This window comes from Aquabacter sp. L1I39 (assembly GCF_017742835.1).
Classification (GTDB): domain Bacteria; phylum Pseudomonadota; class Alphaproteobacteria; order Rhizobiales; family Xanthobacteraceae; genus L1I39.
In genome coordinates this window covers 84,145-98,103 of sequence record NZ_CP072392.1, presented here as the reverse complement: position 1 = coordinate 98,103, position 13,959 = coordinate 84,145, and the positions used below count along the sequence as shown (strand labels likewise).

11 protein-coding genes are annotated in these 13,959 nt (G+C 67.5%); 3 read left to right on the top strand and 8 right to left on the bottom strand.

The window, feature by feature from the left end; translation table 11 throughout:
* Positions 1-57 precede the first annotated feature (57 nt).
* From J5J86_RS00455 to J5J86_RS00445, 3 genes are all read right to left on the bottom strand, one after another.
* Positions 58-2,379, bottom strand: a complete 2,322-nt coding sequence (locus J5J86_RS00455) for a xanthine dehydrogenase family protein molybdopterin-binding subunit (protein WP_247658359.1) — start codon at positions 2,377-2,379, stop codon at positions 58-60.
* Between the two features lie 83 nt (positions 2,380-2,462).
* Positions 2,463-2,990, bottom strand: coding sequence for a (2Fe-2S)-binding protein (locus J5J86_RS00450; protein WP_209102964.1), 528 nt, complete (start codon positions 2,988-2,990; stop codon positions 2,463-2,465).
* Positions 2,987-3,850 carry an FAD binding domain-containing protein gene (locus tag J5J86_RS00445; RefSeq protein WP_209102963.1) on the bottom strand — a complete coding sequence of 288 codons (864 nt, stop codon included), beginning with the start codon at positions 3,848-3,850 and terminating at the stop codon, positions 2,987-2,989. Before J5J86_RS00445 ends, J5J86_RS00450 begins: the two co-directional genes overlap by 4 nt.
* Before the next feature lie 286 nt (positions 3,851-4,136).
* On the opposite strand from J5J86_RS00445, the gene J5J86_RS00440 reads away from it, so the two are divergent.
* Positions 4,137-4,808, top strand: a complete 672-nt coding sequence (locus J5J86_RS00440) for a TetR/AcrR family transcriptional regulator (RefSeq protein ID WP_209105149.1) — start codon at positions 4,137-4,139, stop codon at positions 4,806-4,808.
* Between the two features lie 97 nt (positions 4,809-4,905).
* Complete coding sequence (locus J5J86_RS00435; protein WP_209102962.1) at positions 4,906-6,030, top strand: DSD1 family PLP-dependent enzyme; 1,125 nt, start codon at positions 4,906-4,908, stop codon at positions 6,028-6,030.
* A gap of 33 nt (positions 6,031-6,063) precedes the next feature.
* Here the strand turns inward: J5J86_RS00435 and J5J86_RS00430 are convergent, their stop codons facing one another.
* The 5 genes from J5J86_RS00430 to J5J86_RS00410 form a co-directional block, all read right to left on the bottom strand.
* Complete coding sequence (locus tag J5J86_RS00430) at positions 6,064-7,191, bottom strand: DUF1513 domain-containing protein (protein WP_209102961.1); 1,128 nt, start codon at positions 7,189-7,191, stop codon at positions 6,064-6,066.
* Positions 7,192-7,205: 14 nt separating this feature from the next.
* A complete protein-coding gene (locus J5J86_RS00425) occupies positions 7,206-8,285 on the bottom strand; it encodes an imelysin family protein (RefSeq protein ID WP_209102960.1) in 1,080 nt (359 codons plus the stop codon).
* 76 nt (positions 8,286-8,361) lie between these two features.
* Complete coding sequence (locus tag J5J86_RS00420) at positions 8,362-9,612, bottom strand: di-heme oxidoredictase family protein (protein WP_209102959.1); 1,251 nt, start codon at positions 9,610-9,612, stop codon at positions 8,362-8,364.
* Entirely contained in the window at positions 9,612-11,081 is a 1,470-nt protein-coding gene (locus J5J86_RS00415; protein WP_209102958.1) for a multicopper oxidase family protein, read from the bottom strand. The genes J5J86_RS00420 and J5J86_RS00415 overlap by 1 nt, the downstream gene beginning before the upstream one ends.
* A gap of 98 nt (positions 11,082-11,179) precedes the next feature.
* Positions 11,180-12,487 (bottom strand): imelysin family protein, encoded by a 1,308-nt coding sequence (locus J5J86_RS00410; protein ID WP_209102957.1) that lies wholly within the window; start codon positions 12,485-12,487, stop codon positions 11,180-11,182.
* A gap of 580 nt (positions 12,488-13,067) precedes the next feature.
* On the opposite strand from J5J86_RS00410, the gene J5J86_RS00405 reads away from it, so the two are divergent.
* On the top strand, positions 13,068-13,937 hold the full coding sequence (locus tag J5J86_RS00405; protein ID WP_209102956.1) for an FTR1 family iron permease: 870 nt from the start codon (positions 13,068-13,070) through the stop codon (positions 13,935-13,937).
* Positions 13,938-13,959 lie beyond the last annotated feature (22 nt).

The following is a 13,959-nucleotide window of genomic DNA, read 5'->3' as shown; positions in this document are numbered from 1 at the left end:
AACTCTTGTTTTGGTTCGCTTTGGTCGAGCTTTGGCGTCAGTCGATTTGGTTGAGGTCTAGATGGTGCCCAGTGCCTTCAGCAGGCGAGCCGGCGTCATGGGGATCTGGCTGATGGCCGCGCCGAAGGGGGAAAGCGCGTCATTGACCGCATTGAGCGCGGCGGCCGAGGCGGCGGCCGTGCCCGCCTCCCCGCAGCCCTTGGCGCCCAATTCCGTGTCGGCGGTGGGCGTTTCCACATGGTCGATGAGAATGTCGGGCATCTCGCACGACATGGGCACGAGATAATCCGCCAGCGAGCCATTGGTCAGCTGGCCGGCCTCGTCATAGCGGCATTCCTCGAAGAAGGCCGCGCCGAGCCCCTGCACAACGCCGCCGCGCACCTGCTCTTCCACCAGCAGCGGATTGATGATGCGGCCGCAATCCTCCACCACGAAGTGCTTGAGGATCTTGACCAGCCCGGTTTCCACGTCGACTTCCACATGGCTGCCATGGATGCCGTTGGTGAAGGCGAAGGGATAGCCCTGCGGGGCGAAGTGGTGGGCGGCGGTGAGCTGCGCGTCCGTGCCCTTCGGCAAGGTGTCGGAGCGGAAATAGGCGATGCGGGCCACTTCGGCCAGGGAGATGCGGGGTTGCCCGTTGGCGCGGTCCACTACCTCGCCATCCCTCAGGTCGAGGTCTTCGCCATTGGCCTGGAGGATGGTGCCTGCCAGAGCGAGCACCTGACCTTTCAGCTTCTTCGCTGCCTGGAGGGCGGTTTCGCCGCCAATGCCAGCCCCCCGGCAGGCCCAGGTGGCGCCGCCATGGGGGGTGACTTCCGTGTCGCCCGTGATGACGCGGATCGCCGTCTGCGGCACCCCCAGATGATCGGCGACGATCTGGCCGATAATGGCTTCCGTGCCCTGGCCCTGCTCGGTGACCGAGATGAGGCAGCGCACCTCGCCGGACGGCGTGATCTTCAGGATCGCCCCGTCCTGCGCCGAAATGCGGGCGCCGCCCACCCCATAGAAGGCCGGGCTCGGATTGGTGATCTCCACGAAGGCGGCAATCCCGATGCCCCGGTGCACCCCCCGTGCCCGCGCCTCGGCCTGATCGGCACGCAGGCGGTCATAGTCCATGAGCGCTTTCAGCTTTGAAAGGCACGCCTCGTGGGACAGGCGCTCGAACTGATAGCCGGTGGCGGACGTGCAGGGATAGGCATCGTCCGGAATGAGATTGCGGGCACGGATGGCGAAGGGGTCGAGCCCGGTTTTTTCCGCCGCCAGATCCACCAGCCGCTCGGTGACCGCGCAGGCGATGGGATGGCCCACCGCGCGATACTGGCTGGTCTGCACCTTGTTCTGGAACAGCACCTTCAGGTCGGCTTGATAGCCTTTCAGCCGATAGGGCGCGCCGATGAGGCGGATGACCTGGTTGCCCTCCACCGCGCTGGTGCGGGGATAGGTGGAGAAGGCGCCGATGGCGGTCTCGTCCTCCACCTGGAAGGCGAGCAGCGTGCCATCCGCGCCGACCGCCGCGCGGGCTTTCACCCGATGGTCGCGGGCATGGATGTCGGAGACGAACGCCTCCGTACGGTCGGCGGCGAACTTCACCGGCCGGCCCAACAGGATGGACAGGCCCACCACCGCCATGTCCTCGTGATAGACATGGAGCTTGATGCCGAAGGAGCCGCCCACGTCCGGCGCCACCACACGCACACGGGATTCCGGGATGCCGTAATGGCGGGAATAGAGGTCCTGGAACTGGTAGGGCGTCTGGGTGGCGTGATGGACGGTGAGTCGTTCCTCGCTCGGATCATAGTCGGCGATGATCGCGCGGGGTTCCAGCGTCACGCCGGTGTGGCGGCCGAAGGTGAAGTCGCCTTCCACCACATGGGCGGCGCTGGCGAACAGCTCGTCCACGTTGCCGTTGTCGAGGCCGGCGCGGAAGCACATATTGTCCGGCAGCACAGCGCTGACCTTCGCGCCGCCCGGCTCCTGCGCCATGTCCAGATCGGTGACGGCGGGCAGTTCCTCGAATTCGATCTCCACCAGCTCGGCGGCATCTTCCGCCAGGGCGCGGGTGTCGGCCACCACCGCCACCACCGCCTGACCGGCCCAGACCGCGATGTCGACGGGCAAGGGAAGCTGGGGCGGGGACTTCATGCCCTTGAAATGGTCGAGCGTGCCCACCCAGGGCGTGCAGATGCGGGCCAGATCCGCCCCGGTCGCCACGAGCCGCACGCCGGGGGCGGCGCGGGCGGCGTCCGCATTCACGGAGAAAATGCGCGCATGGGCGAAGGGGCAGCGCACGAATGCCGCGTGCAGCATGCGCGGCAAGGTGATGTCGGTCACATAGCGCCCCCGCCCGGCGAGCAGGCGCTTGGCATTGGGGCGGGGCATGCGGGCGCCTACATGGCCGGAGGCCGCCCCGTGGGGGCTGTCGTGGCCGGGAGCCGTGTGTGCGGCGGGGGAGAAGGGCGCGTTCACGGCTGCACTCCTTCGTCCTGGAGGGCATCCGCCGGTCGGGCGCCACCACAGCATCGCGTCTGCGCCGCCGCCGTCACTGCATCGACGATCGCTTCATAGCCCGTGCAGCGGCAGTAATTGCCGGAGAGCGCGTCGCGGATCTCCTCCCGGCTGGGCACTTCGTCCACGCGCTCCAGCAGCGCATGGGCGGTGACCAGCATGCCGGGGGTACAGAAGCCGCATTGCAGCGCGTTGCGGACGTGAAAGGCGGCCTGGAGATCGGCGATGGCGCCACGCTCTGCGAGGCCTTCCACCGTCTCGATGCGAGAGCCTACCGCCTGCACGGCAAAGACCAGGCAGGCGTGCACGGCCTCTCCATCCATCATCACAAGACAGGCGCCGCATGCACCCATCTCGCAGCCGGTATGGGTGCCGGTCAGCTCCAGATCGAAGCGCAGGAAGTCGGCAAGGGTCGTGCGTGGCGCGACGAGGCGGGAGACCTCAGTGCCGTTGACGATCAGAGAGACGGGGACGGGCGCGGTCATGTCTTGTCCCTCATGCGCTGGAGAAGGCGGCCGAGCAGCACCCGCGCCAGATGGCGGCGCATGGCGGCGGGCACCTCCTCGTCATCCATGGGGTCGAGATCGTCATCGAGGGCGCGTTGGGCCTTGGCGATGGCGACGGCGTCGAGGGCATTCCCGATGACCGCCGTCTCGGCGCCTTTCGCGCGCACCGGCGTCGCGCCCACGCTGAAGAAGGCGATGCGAAGCGCTTCCACCGTCCTGTCGGTCGAGAAGCGGCCCTGGAGGCCGGCACCGACCATGGCATAGTCGCCACGCCGACGGGCCAGCTCGTCCATCGCGATGACGGTACCGGGAGGCGCAGGGGGCACCAGGATGGCGGTGACGATTTCGCCGGGCTCGGCCGCGGTCTGGTAGAGGTCGAGGAAATAGTCATCGGCGGGCACCTGCCTGAAACCGGCTGGCCCGAAAATCTCCACCCGCGCGTCTATGGCCAGAAGCATGGCGGGGAATTCGGAAGCCGGATCCGCCAGCGCGATATTGCCGCCGATGGTGCCGCGATTGCGGATGGCCGGATGGGCCACATGGGGCGCGGCTTCCCGCAGAAGCGGGGCATGGGCGCCGATAAGGGGATGGGTCAGCACGTCCGCATGGCGCGTGAGCGCGCCGATGCGCAAGGCGCCGTCTTCCAGCATCACGCCGCGCAGGGTGGCGATACCCGCCAAGTCGATGATCACGGCTGGTGCCTGGAGGCGCAGCGCCAGCGCCGGCACCAGGCTCTGCCCGCCGGAAATATAGCTCGCCTCGCCGTCCGCCTCGCCGAAGCGGGTAACGGCCTCCTCCAGGGAGCGGGCGCGGACATAGGTGAAGGCGCGAGCTTTCACGCGGGTAACCTCGGGCGGCGTTTCCAGTGCGGTCTATTTGTGACCACTTGGTCTTAACTTATGCGCGGGATTTGACCTGTGTCAATGTGAAAAGACCACTTGGTCACTTTTGCCTTATGCGTTATCCCAGGATGAATCTGGTCGGCCCTTCGCCGGCTCGGGTTCTGAGCCCGCGGCGCCCAAGGGGAGGCCATTCTTGCCGCAAGATGAACCGTCCGTGCCTGTCGCCCCGGCCCGCCCCGCAGCCCGGGTTCGTTCATCGGGCGCAAGCCCGCGCCGGCGCAACATGCGGGCGCCGGACCGGGAGATGGCCATCCTGGAAGAGGCGGTGCGCTTCTTCGCCGAGCACGGATTCGAGGGCCAGACGCGCGAGCTGGCCAAGCGCATGGGCATCACCCATTCGGCCATCTACCGGCACTTTCCCAGCAAGGAAGCGCTCATCGAGCGGGTCTATGAGCACGTCTATCTCAGCCGCTGGAGCCCGGACTGGGAGGGCTTGATCCGCGACCGCAGCCGCACGGTGGAACAGCGCCTGACCCAGTTCTATCTGGAATATGCCCAGCGCGTGTTCGACTTCCACTGGGTCCGCATCTTCGTCTTTTCCGGGCTGAAGTCGTTCGACATCACCAAGCGCTACCTGGCCATCGTCAAGAAGCTGATCGTAGTGCCCGCATGCCACGAACTGCGCCACGAACTGCGCTTGCCGGGACCTGATGAGATTCCGGTCACGGAGCGGGAAGAGGAGCTCCTCTGGGGCCTGCACGGGCGCGTCTTCTACATCGCCATCCGCAAGTTTGTTTATGGGACACCGACGCCCGAAGCCCTGGACGATGTCATTGCGGATGCCGTGCGCCAGTTCATGACGGGATCGCCGGCGGTGCTGAAGACGGTGCTCGCCGAGGCGCGCTCGGAACTCCAGGCTCGCCGTACGGCACAGGTCACCGCCGCCGAGACCTGAGGCGAGACAGCCGGCCGGCATGCCTGTGCCCGCTGCCGGTTCCTGCTACAAAGGGTGCCCGCCGCTTGTTCTTCGGCGGCCTGCAAGGAAGCTGCCCGTGACGTCCCCCGTGCCTGCCCGCTCCGGCGATGTGTTCACCGAGATCGATACCCCCGCTTTGATGGTGGACCTCGACGCCCTGGAGGCCAATATCGCCCTCATGGCGGCGCGGGCCAGGGCCGCGGGCGTGGCGCTGCGCCCCCACGGCAAGACCCATAAGAGCGTCGCTATCGCCCGCCGCCAGCTTGCCGCCGGCGCGGTGGGCCTGTGCTGCCAGAAGGTCTCGGAGGCCGAGGCACTGCTGCCGAGCGGGGTGGAGGACCTCTTGGTCTCCAATCACGTGGTGGGCGCGCGCAAGCTGGAGCGTCTCGCCACACTCGCGGGCAAAGTCCGGGTGACGACGCTCGCCAGCGACCTGACCCATGTGGCCCTGCTGTCGGATGCGGCGCGGGCGGCAGGGGTGACGTTCCACATCCTCATCGAGATCGACGCCGGGGATGCGCGCATGGGTCTTCAGACGCCCGAGGCGCTGTTGCCGCTGGCCGAGGCGATCCACAGCGCGGCGGGCCTCCAGCTTCGGGGCATCCAGGCCTATAACGGTCCCATGCAGCATCTGCGCGGCGCCGCCGAGCGCGCCCGCGCCGCCCATCAGGCCGGGGAGCGGGCGGCGGAGGCCCGCGCCCGTATCCGCGCCGCCGGCCTGCCCTGTCCGCTGGTGACGGGCGGGGGTACGGGGAGCTTCGAGGCGGACCTGGCCAGTGGGCTCCTGGACGAGATCCAGCCCGGCTCCTACGTCTTCATGGACGTGGATTATGCCCGCAATCTCGACGCCGACGGCGCGCCCTACCGGCCCTTTGCCCAGAGCCTGTTCGTGCTCGCGGGGGTGCTGCGCACGCCCGCGCCGGGGCTGGCCTATGTGGATGCCGGAGCGAAGGCACTGAACCTGGATTGCGGCCCGCCCGCCGTGGCCGGGCGACCCGACCTCTCCTTCACCAAGGCGAGCGACGAGCAAGGGCGGATCGAGGCGGCCGAAGGCGTGGCGGCGCCGGCGCTGGGAGAGCGGCTGCGCCTTGTGCCGTCCCATTGCGACCCGACCGTCGCCCAATATGACTGGATGGTCGCGGTGCGCGGCGAACAGGTGGAAGAGGTGTGGCCAGTGGACGGGCGCGGCTGCGTCACCTGACCACCCGTCGAGGAGCGAGCGGCCGGGCTCCGGTCAGGCCCGCACCATATGGTTGTCGAAGCGGGGACCGCCGGTGCGGCGGTCGATGATGCCCACGCTTTCGTCCACAGCGATGAGGATCACCTCGCCATAGCCGCTGGTGGCGAGGAAGCGTCCCGCCTGCGCGGTCCCCGCCAGGCCGCAGCCATCCACCAGCGGCACCGCGCCCATATAGCGCCCGTCCCGCCGCCAGATGGCGATGCGCCCGCCGCGCGGGCTGGAGCAGGCGATGAAGGCGCCGGAAGCGTCGAACGCCACCGAGCCCACATAGCCGCGCAGGGCCAGAAGCTCGCCCTCCGGGGCCTCGAATGGGGTCAGTGCGCCTTCCGCTCCGATGGAGAAGAGGAGCGGACGGGACACCCCGTCCTTCAGCAGATCCTGTGCCGCCACCACAATGCTGCCGGCCTCGTCGCGGGCGAGATGCCGGAGCGACAGGCTGGCCAGCTCGGTGGAAAGCTGCCCCTCGCCACGTGCCGCGCCGGTGTCGGGATCGAGCAGGGTGATGCTGCTGCCGGTGACCTCGGCATCAAGCGCTTCGGGCGTGTTGGGCTCGATGCCGCCATTGGCCACCACCAAATGGGGGCCGTTGCGCATGAGGTCGTGGGGCCCATCGCCGCCCGTGCGCCATTCGTCCACGATTTCGAACCCGCCTGCCACGGCCCGCACGGCCACGATGCCGCGCCCCATTGTGCGGGTGGGGCCATCCGCGACGCCCCGCTCGATCTCGTTGGTCAGGAACCGCGTGCCATCGGGAGAAAAACGGCCATGGCCGGAGAAGACGCGACCCGTGCCGGGCGCGAATTCGGCGACCGGGCCGCCGTGCGTGCGGTCGAACACCACGGCCACATGGCCCGGCCTCCGGCCCACTGCCACCGCCAGGGGTCCGCGCGGACTCGCCTCGATGCCGTGCAGTCGGGCGACGGAGGGCGCCCGTTCCTGGGCTTCAAAGGCCGCGCCCAAGGCGAAGGCACCGAATCCTTGGCCGATGCCCGCAGTGGTCATCCAGCCTTCGTCGAGGGCGTGGGCCTGCGCGTGGAGCTGGCTTTGTGCCATGGCAAAAGCGGGCGCGAGGACGAGGCCGGCGGTGGTGCCGGCGAGAAAGGCGCGGCGGGTCAGAGCCATCCTTCGGGCCTCCTTCAGTCTCCGTCCAGGGCATTGAAGCCCAGCGAGATGCCGAAATAGGACGCGACCGGACGGTAGACCGTGAGCTGGGCCGCCTTGAAGGTCTTGATGTCGGCGAGAATCCTGTTGGCGCTGGCGGCGCTCTGGGCGGCGGCGCCGAGATCGGCCGGGAAGTCTGCGGCCGCCTTGTCGGCAGCCGTGGCAGCCTTGTTCACCACCCATTGGGGGCGGCTTGGCATCTGTTTGGCCACTTCCTGAAGCAGCGCGTCGGCGCTCTGGATCATCACCTTCACCACCTGGCCCGAGCGCCCGGCGCGCCAGCTGTCGGCCACCGTAGGTTTGGCCCCGTCGGGATTTGGGCCGAGGACAGGGAGGATCTTGGTGTCGGTGACACGCTGATAGGCGCCGGAGAGGTCCGTGAGGATCATCCCGGGAATGGCGCCCACGTCCGGGAACAAGGCCGGATCGCCCTTGCCCGACACAATGGCCGCAAGGACGCCGGCAGTGCGATCTCCCCAGGCGGTGCGAATCTCTTTGGCCATGGTGGCAAGGTTCAGGGCGATGGCGCTGGCATAGGTGCAGCGGCGCGCCGCCTCGGGGCCGGCGGTCAATTGGGCACCTGCGCCATCCTCGAACAGCAGGCGCTCCAGGGCGGGGAAGCCCTGGGCGGCGGCGCTGGATTTGGCGAAACGCTCCTGGGCGAAGCGGGCCGCATCCGGATCCGCCAGAACCTCGGCCATGGCGCGGGAAATAGCATTGCGCCGGTCCGGGAAGAAGTTGAACCGATCCGGCCGCAAGTCCTGGCTGGCCGGTCCGAAGGTGACGAATTCCACCGCCGTCCAAGTGTCGGCAGCTTTTGTGAAGGCATGCTTGAGGGCGGGGAGCCCCGCCTCCGCGGGCTTGGCGCAGAAAGCCGTCCAGGCATCGGACTGGGCGCTCGTCGAGGCGCCGAGGGCATCATAGCGGGGCAGCAGCCAGGTCTCGATGATCGCGACGGAATCGAACGCCGGAGATTCGGCCTGGGCGGGCGTTCCCGCTACGACGCCGGTCCAGGCGAGAGCCATAAGGGCCAGCCGGGTCAATCTGCTCGTCATTGGTCCATGCTCCCGCACCTGGCCCTCGTTTCGCTCACGCCCGCCGGGCCTTTTGTCTTACCATGCCTTGCCCCGCTCACAGGCGCGAGACATAGGCGATGAGAGCGGCCTTTTGCGCCGGGCTCAAGGCCGTGAAGCGCTCTGCCGCGGAGCGCGCCTCGCCATCATGCCAGGTGATCGCCTCGGCAATTCCGGCGGCCCGGCCGTCATGGAGAAGTCCCGTTTTCCGCGCCAGGGCATCGGATATGCCGGCAAGGGGTGCCGTTCGCCACTGGGCAGGCGCGGCGCCGGGATCGGGCAAGGTGTCGGCGAGGCCGGGCCCCATGTCATGCAGCAGGAGGTCTGTGAAGAGCGGTGCGCTGCCGCCATCCCGGGTGGGCAAAGCTGGGCGGTGGCAGGTGGCGCAGCCGGTCGCGGCGAACAGCGCGGCGCCCTTGCCATCATGGGCGGCGCCCTTCGGGTCGCGCTCGGCAGGGGGGGCTGGCAAGGCGGCCACATAGGCCACCACCCGGTCGAGCAGCGCGCTTGGGATTTCGAGCTGCCCCTCCGCCTCGATGCCGTGGGGCGCATTGCGGCAGGCCGGCTGTGCTTCGGTGCAATCGCCCCAGGGCTCGGGATGCAGCGGGGTGGACAGGCCGAGGTCGAGGAAGAAGGCTTCCGAGGACTGCGCCGCGATGGTGGGCTGGTTGGCCTTCCAACCATAGCGGCCGAGGGTGGAGGTGCCGTCGGCCAGCGTGATCCGGCGTGCCGTGCCCTTCACCCTATCTGGCCCCCGCGCCTGCTCGGCCGCGATGGCGAGGATGGCTTCGTCCGGCACCTGCTCCAGCAGGCCGCGGCCCCTCAGATCGGGCGCGATGCGAAGCGACATGCCGGTGGCCGGGGCCAAGGGCCCGTAGCCCAGATCCGTGGGCGCCGGGACAGGACGGGCGCGGCCATCCGATTGTGTCTCCCACCTTACAGCCAGAATGCCTTCAGGCCGCAGCCCCGGAATGGCGTCGATCTGGAGGCGCCGCCCATACACCGGATCGCCGCCCCCGCCTGGCTGGCCCAGGACCAGGACCGCGCCACGCCCTTCCAGCTCGCCCTTGGCGTTTACCACCATGGCCGCGCGGCCGTCGCGGGGATGGCAGGCCGCGCAGGAGCGGGCATCGTAGAGGGGCCCCAGCCCGTCATCGCCCTTGGTGGAGGCGGGCGCCTGCACCCAGGCACGGTCAAACAGGGCCTTGCCAATGGCCAGGTCCAGCTTGTCCAGCGCTTGCGCACCCATGGCCGTAACCGCCAGGAGCAGCCCGGTGGTCCAGGCGACGCGCCCTTTGTGCCTCCCCATCAGCTCACCCGGAACCAGCCCATGAGGCCGGTGTCCATGTGCTCGAGGATGTGGCAGTGGAACACCCAGTTGCCGCTGGTCGCCTTGAAGGCGAACTTCACGGTCTCGTTGGGCTCCACGATCACGGTGTCGGCAAGATATTGCGGCATGCCCGTCTTTTTGGACGAGGACAGGACGCGGAACACATGGCCATGCAGGTGCATGGGATGCACATGCTTGGTGACATTGGTGCAATTGACCACATAGGTGGTCCCGGCGCTCAGCTGGCTCAGCGGCGGTGGCAGGCGCAACGCCTCGCCGGTGGCCCAGGAATCCCGGCTGATGGCCCAATGGGTTTTGGCGCCCACGCAGAGCGAATCCACCAGCGCCTTGGCGAGTGGGTCGTCATCCGGCAGCGGTACGCCGATCGCGGTAGCGCCCGCCGAGACCTGCACCAGGAAGTCGAGCGTCTTGGGGCTCTTGAGGTCCGGCATGGGTGCCGTGGAGGCGGGGAGGGCCTTGGGCTTGAAGGGGGTCTTCTTCAGCCCCTTGTCCACCGCCACGAGGGTGGTCAGGAGATAGGGCTCGCTGGAGCGATAGTCATAGACCTTCACCTCTTGTCCCGGCCCCGGCATGCGCACCTGCAGGTCGGCCCGCATGGCCGGCCCCATGCGCCAGATGCCGTCGGGCAGATGGTCCGTCAATGCGGGCGGAAGAAGCGCCTGTCCGTCCACCGCGATCAGGGCGGCATCGTCATGATCGGTGCCGAGGTCAATGACACGGGTGGCATCGGCGACGATGGCGCGCACCCGCACGTCACCATAGGCTGGCACCTCCACGCGGGGCGGGATGACCGAGCCATTGGTGGCCCGAACGGTGCCGAACGTGCCCGCGGTGGCGGCGCCCTCGTCCGTGCTCATCTCGATCCACTGGCCATCCTCGCCGAGGCGCCAGTCCTTCACCACGATGAAACACTCGGCGTCGAAATGTACCTTGCGCTCCTGAGGGTCGTCGACGATCAGCAGCGCGAACAGGCCACGTCCCACCTGACCGGTCTCGTCGCAATGCGGATGGAAGAAATAAAAGCCGCCATCGGGCAGCGGCACATTGTAGCTGAAGCGTCCGCCGGGGGCGATCACCTCCTGGGTGAGGGGGGCGACGCCGTCGGAGAGGTTGGGCACCCTGATGCCGTGCCAGTGCACAGTGGTCGGGTCGGGCAAAAGGTTCTCGAAATCCACCGCGAGACGCGTGCCGCGCTCAAACCGGAAGATCTTGAAGGGCTCGCCGTCATAGGCGCAGAAATGCTTGGTAGCGGGCTTGTCCGGCCCCAGCAGCCGGGTCTCGATCTCGCGCGCGGTGAGCGCGATGCGCTTGACCGGGGCAGTGGGCGGCAAGGTATCCACCGAGGGCACCTGTCCGATGGCCGAAGGGGCAGCCGCCACCAAGCCCATCGCCGCGCCGCCGAGCAGCATGCCGCGCCTTGAAATCATTCCTCAAGCTCCTTGCCTGACCCGCCGCCGGGCGGGTAGCCGGGGCCCGCGCGGGGTCCCGGCCTTGGGCCGATGCGGCCCGTCCTTGATCCGTGCCGTCACTTCTTCTTGGCGGCCTCGGGGTTGTCGAGGCTCTCGGAGCCTTCCACCTTGATCTGGATCTTGAGGGCCGCGACGCCGCGCTCAATGGCGTGGGCCTGGGCCACCAGGGCGTCGACGCCGTCCTGGATCAGCTTGTTGCCCTTCGCATTCCCTTCCGCGAGCATCATGTCGTAGAACATCTCGCCGCTGTCGGCGGTGTCCTTGATGGCCTTCAACGCAGCGAGCGCGGCAGCCATCTTTGCGTCGATCTCGTCGGCGATCTTGGCATCCTTGGCGCGCACCAAGTCCGCCACCGAGGGGCCGGAGAAAGTGGTGCCGTCGATACGGGTGAAGCGGCCGTAATAGACGTCCTGGATGCCCACCTCGTCATAATAATGCGAGTTGTGGGTGTTGTCGGAGAAGCAGTCATGCTCCTCCTCGGGATCGTGCAGCAGCAGGCCGAGCTTCATGCGCTCGCCGGCCAGTTCGCCATAAGAGAGCGAGCCGAGGCCAGTGAAGATGACGGCGAGGCCGGCCTTGTCCTTCTTCTTCAGGAGGGCGGCGCGGGCCTTGCCCTTGGCGCCCCAGTCGTCGGCCATTTCCTTCAGGTCGTCCACCAGCGTCTGGGTGGCGACCTTCAGATATTGCGCGCGGCGCTCGCAATTGCCGCCGGTGCAGGCCTTGGTGTCGTAGTCGGTCCAGGGCCGCTCGCCGGCGCCGCGTTCGGTGCCGTGCAAGTCCTTACCCCAGAGGAGGAATTCGATGGCGTGCCAGCCGCTCGCCACGTTGGATTCTACGCCGGCGGCGGAGTTGAGGTCGTGCAGGAGCTTGGGCGTGATCTTGCTCACGTCCACGGTCTTCTTGCCGATGCGGATGGTCTTGCTGGCGATGACATTGGCCGCATAGAGGGGGTTTTCGTCGGAGGAGGTGCCGCGCGACTTGTCGAGATAGTCGATCAGGCCTTCGTCCAGCGGCCAAGCATTCACATTGCCTTCCCACTCGTCGACGATCTTGTTGCCGAACCGGAAGGCCTCGGTGATCTGATAGGGATCGCGGGCCTTCTTCCAGGCGTCCTTGGCGGCCTGTTGGGTCTGCGCGCTGGGATTGGCGATGAGCGCCTCGATGGCGGTCTGCATCTCCTTCGCGGCCAGATAGGAGTTCGTGTACATGGCTTCCGCCTGGTTGGCGTAGCTCACGATCACGTCCCGCGCCTTCGGCCCGGCGGCCTGCGTGGCGGCGGGCTTGGTCTCGGCCGCAACGGGGGCAATGGAGCCCCCGAGCCCCACGGCAAGGGCGAGTGCGGCGGCGGCAAACTTCGCGCGCATAACTGTCTTCTCCTCGGCTAGACTTGCGCAGGGCGCAAACAGCAACTCGCTGTTCCGCAGACGGCGCCGCAAATCCGACCGCAAACTAGCGCTCCGAACTGGGCCGTCACAAGGTCGGAAGGAAATGATGGAATTATTCCATATTGAATTTGAGCCTCCTTCCGGCCTCGCGCACGGCGGCAAATGCCGAGCGTTGCGGAACGATTGGGCAATGCAGCCCAATGCCTGCACGGGTTTGCTGCATATCACTCAGCTCCGGGACGGCTGTGCCATCCACGTGGGCAGCTATACGAAATTATACTTAGGGTAATGAACGGATGCGGTGGTGGGCGTGACTGACCTAAGGAAAGGTTTGGAATCAGATTGTTGCGATGTCGCCTCTTTGGAATCATTATAATCGCCGTGCCACCAAGTGACAGCGCCGTTGATCGGGTGTAGCAGACAGTAGAGAACAAGACATTGTCACTTTGAATATTTCTAATCTAAGTGCAGCTGGCGGTGGCCAGAACGAGGGGTGAGGAGGCCGTAGCGCCCATCCCCGCTTTCCGCCCTGCCAGACCGTTCACGAGAGGATCGGCCCATGTTGGCAGCGTTGATCATCGTGTTTCGCGAGGTGCTGGAGGCGGGCCTGATCGTGGGCGTCATGCTGGCGGCGTCCGAAGGCATTCGCGGGCGCGGATTAGTGATCAGCCTCGGCATCGCCGGCGGCGTGGTCGGCTCTGCCCTTATCGCGCTGTTCGCCGAACGCATCGCCAATCTCTTCGACGGCTCGGGCCAGGAATTGCTGAACGCCGCCATCCTTTCCGTGGCGGTGGTGATGCTGGTCTGGACGGTGGTGTGGATGGCCAGCCATGGCCGCGAAATGGTCATGGAAATGAAGGCGGTCGGCCGCGACGTGAAAGAGGGCCGGCGCCCCATCGCGGCGCTGGGCATCGTCGTCGGCATGGCGGTGCTGCGCGAGGGCGTTGAGATTGTCCTGTTCATGTATGGCCTCACCGTCAGCGGCGGCGAGACAGCGGCCAATGTGGCGCTCGGTTTTGCGCTGGGGATCCTCGCCGGCGCTGCGGTGTCCTATGTGCTCTATCGCGGGCTCGTGGCCATTCCGGTCAAGCACCTGTTCAAGACCACCACCATCCTCATCACCCTGCTGGCCGCCGGCTTGTCGGCCCAGGCCGTGGGCATCCTGCAGGATTCAGGCTTCATCCAGAGCCTCGCGGACCCCGTCTGGAACAGCACCTGGCTGCTGGCGGATGACAGCGCGGTGGGCCGGGTCCTGCGCACGCTGGTCGGTTATCGCGCCGAGCCGACGGGCATGCAGGTCATCGCCTATGTGGCGACGGTGGCGGTGATCGTGGGCCTGTCCTACGCGGTCAACGGCCGTATCGCCAAGGCCAAGCAGATGTCCCATCAGGGCGCCAAGCCGGCCGCCGGCGCCGGCCGCGCGGTTTAGGAACCGGGCCGGACAGAGAGAG

Excerpts from the sequence above, each read along its gene's own strand:
- J5J86_RS00455 (WP_247658359.1), bottom strand. The coding sequence starts at position 2,379 with ATGCCCCGCCCCAATGCCAAGCGCCTGCTCGCCGGGCGGGGGCGCTAT.
- J5J86_RS00450 (WP_209102964.1), bottom strand. The coding sequence starts at position 2,990 with ATGACCGCGCCCGTCCCCGTCTCTCTGATCGTCAACGGCACTGAGGTC.
- J5J86_RS00440 (WP_209105149.1), top strand. The coding sequence starts at position 4,137 with ATGCGGGCGCCGGACCGGGAGATGGCCATCCTGGAAGAGGCGGTGCGC.
- J5J86_RS00430 (WP_209102961.1), bottom strand. The coding sequence starts at position 7,191 with ATGGCTCTGACCCGCCGCGCCTTTCTCGCCGGCACCACCGCCGGCCTC.
- J5J86_RS00425 (WP_209102960.1), bottom strand. The coding sequence starts at position 8,285 with ATGACGAGCAGATTGACCCGGCTGGCCCTTATGGCTCTCGCCTGGACC.
- J5J86_RS00420 (WP_209102959.1), bottom strand. The coding sequence starts at position 9,612 with ATGGGGAGGCACAAAGGGCGCGTCGCCTGGACCACCGGGCTGCTCCTG.
- J5J86_RS00415 (WP_209102958.1), bottom strand. The coding sequence starts at position 11,081 with ATGATTTCAAGGCGCGGCATGCTGCTCGGCGGCGCGGCGATGGGCTTG.
- J5J86_RS00410 (WP_209102957.1), bottom strand. The coding sequence starts at position 12,487 with ATGCGCGCGAAGTTTGCCGCCGCCGCACTCGCCCTTGCCGTGGGGCTC.
- J5J86_RS00405 (WP_209102956.1), top strand. The coding sequence starts at position 13,068 with ATGTTGGCAGCGTTGATCATCGTGTTTCGCGAGGTGCTGGAGGCGGGC.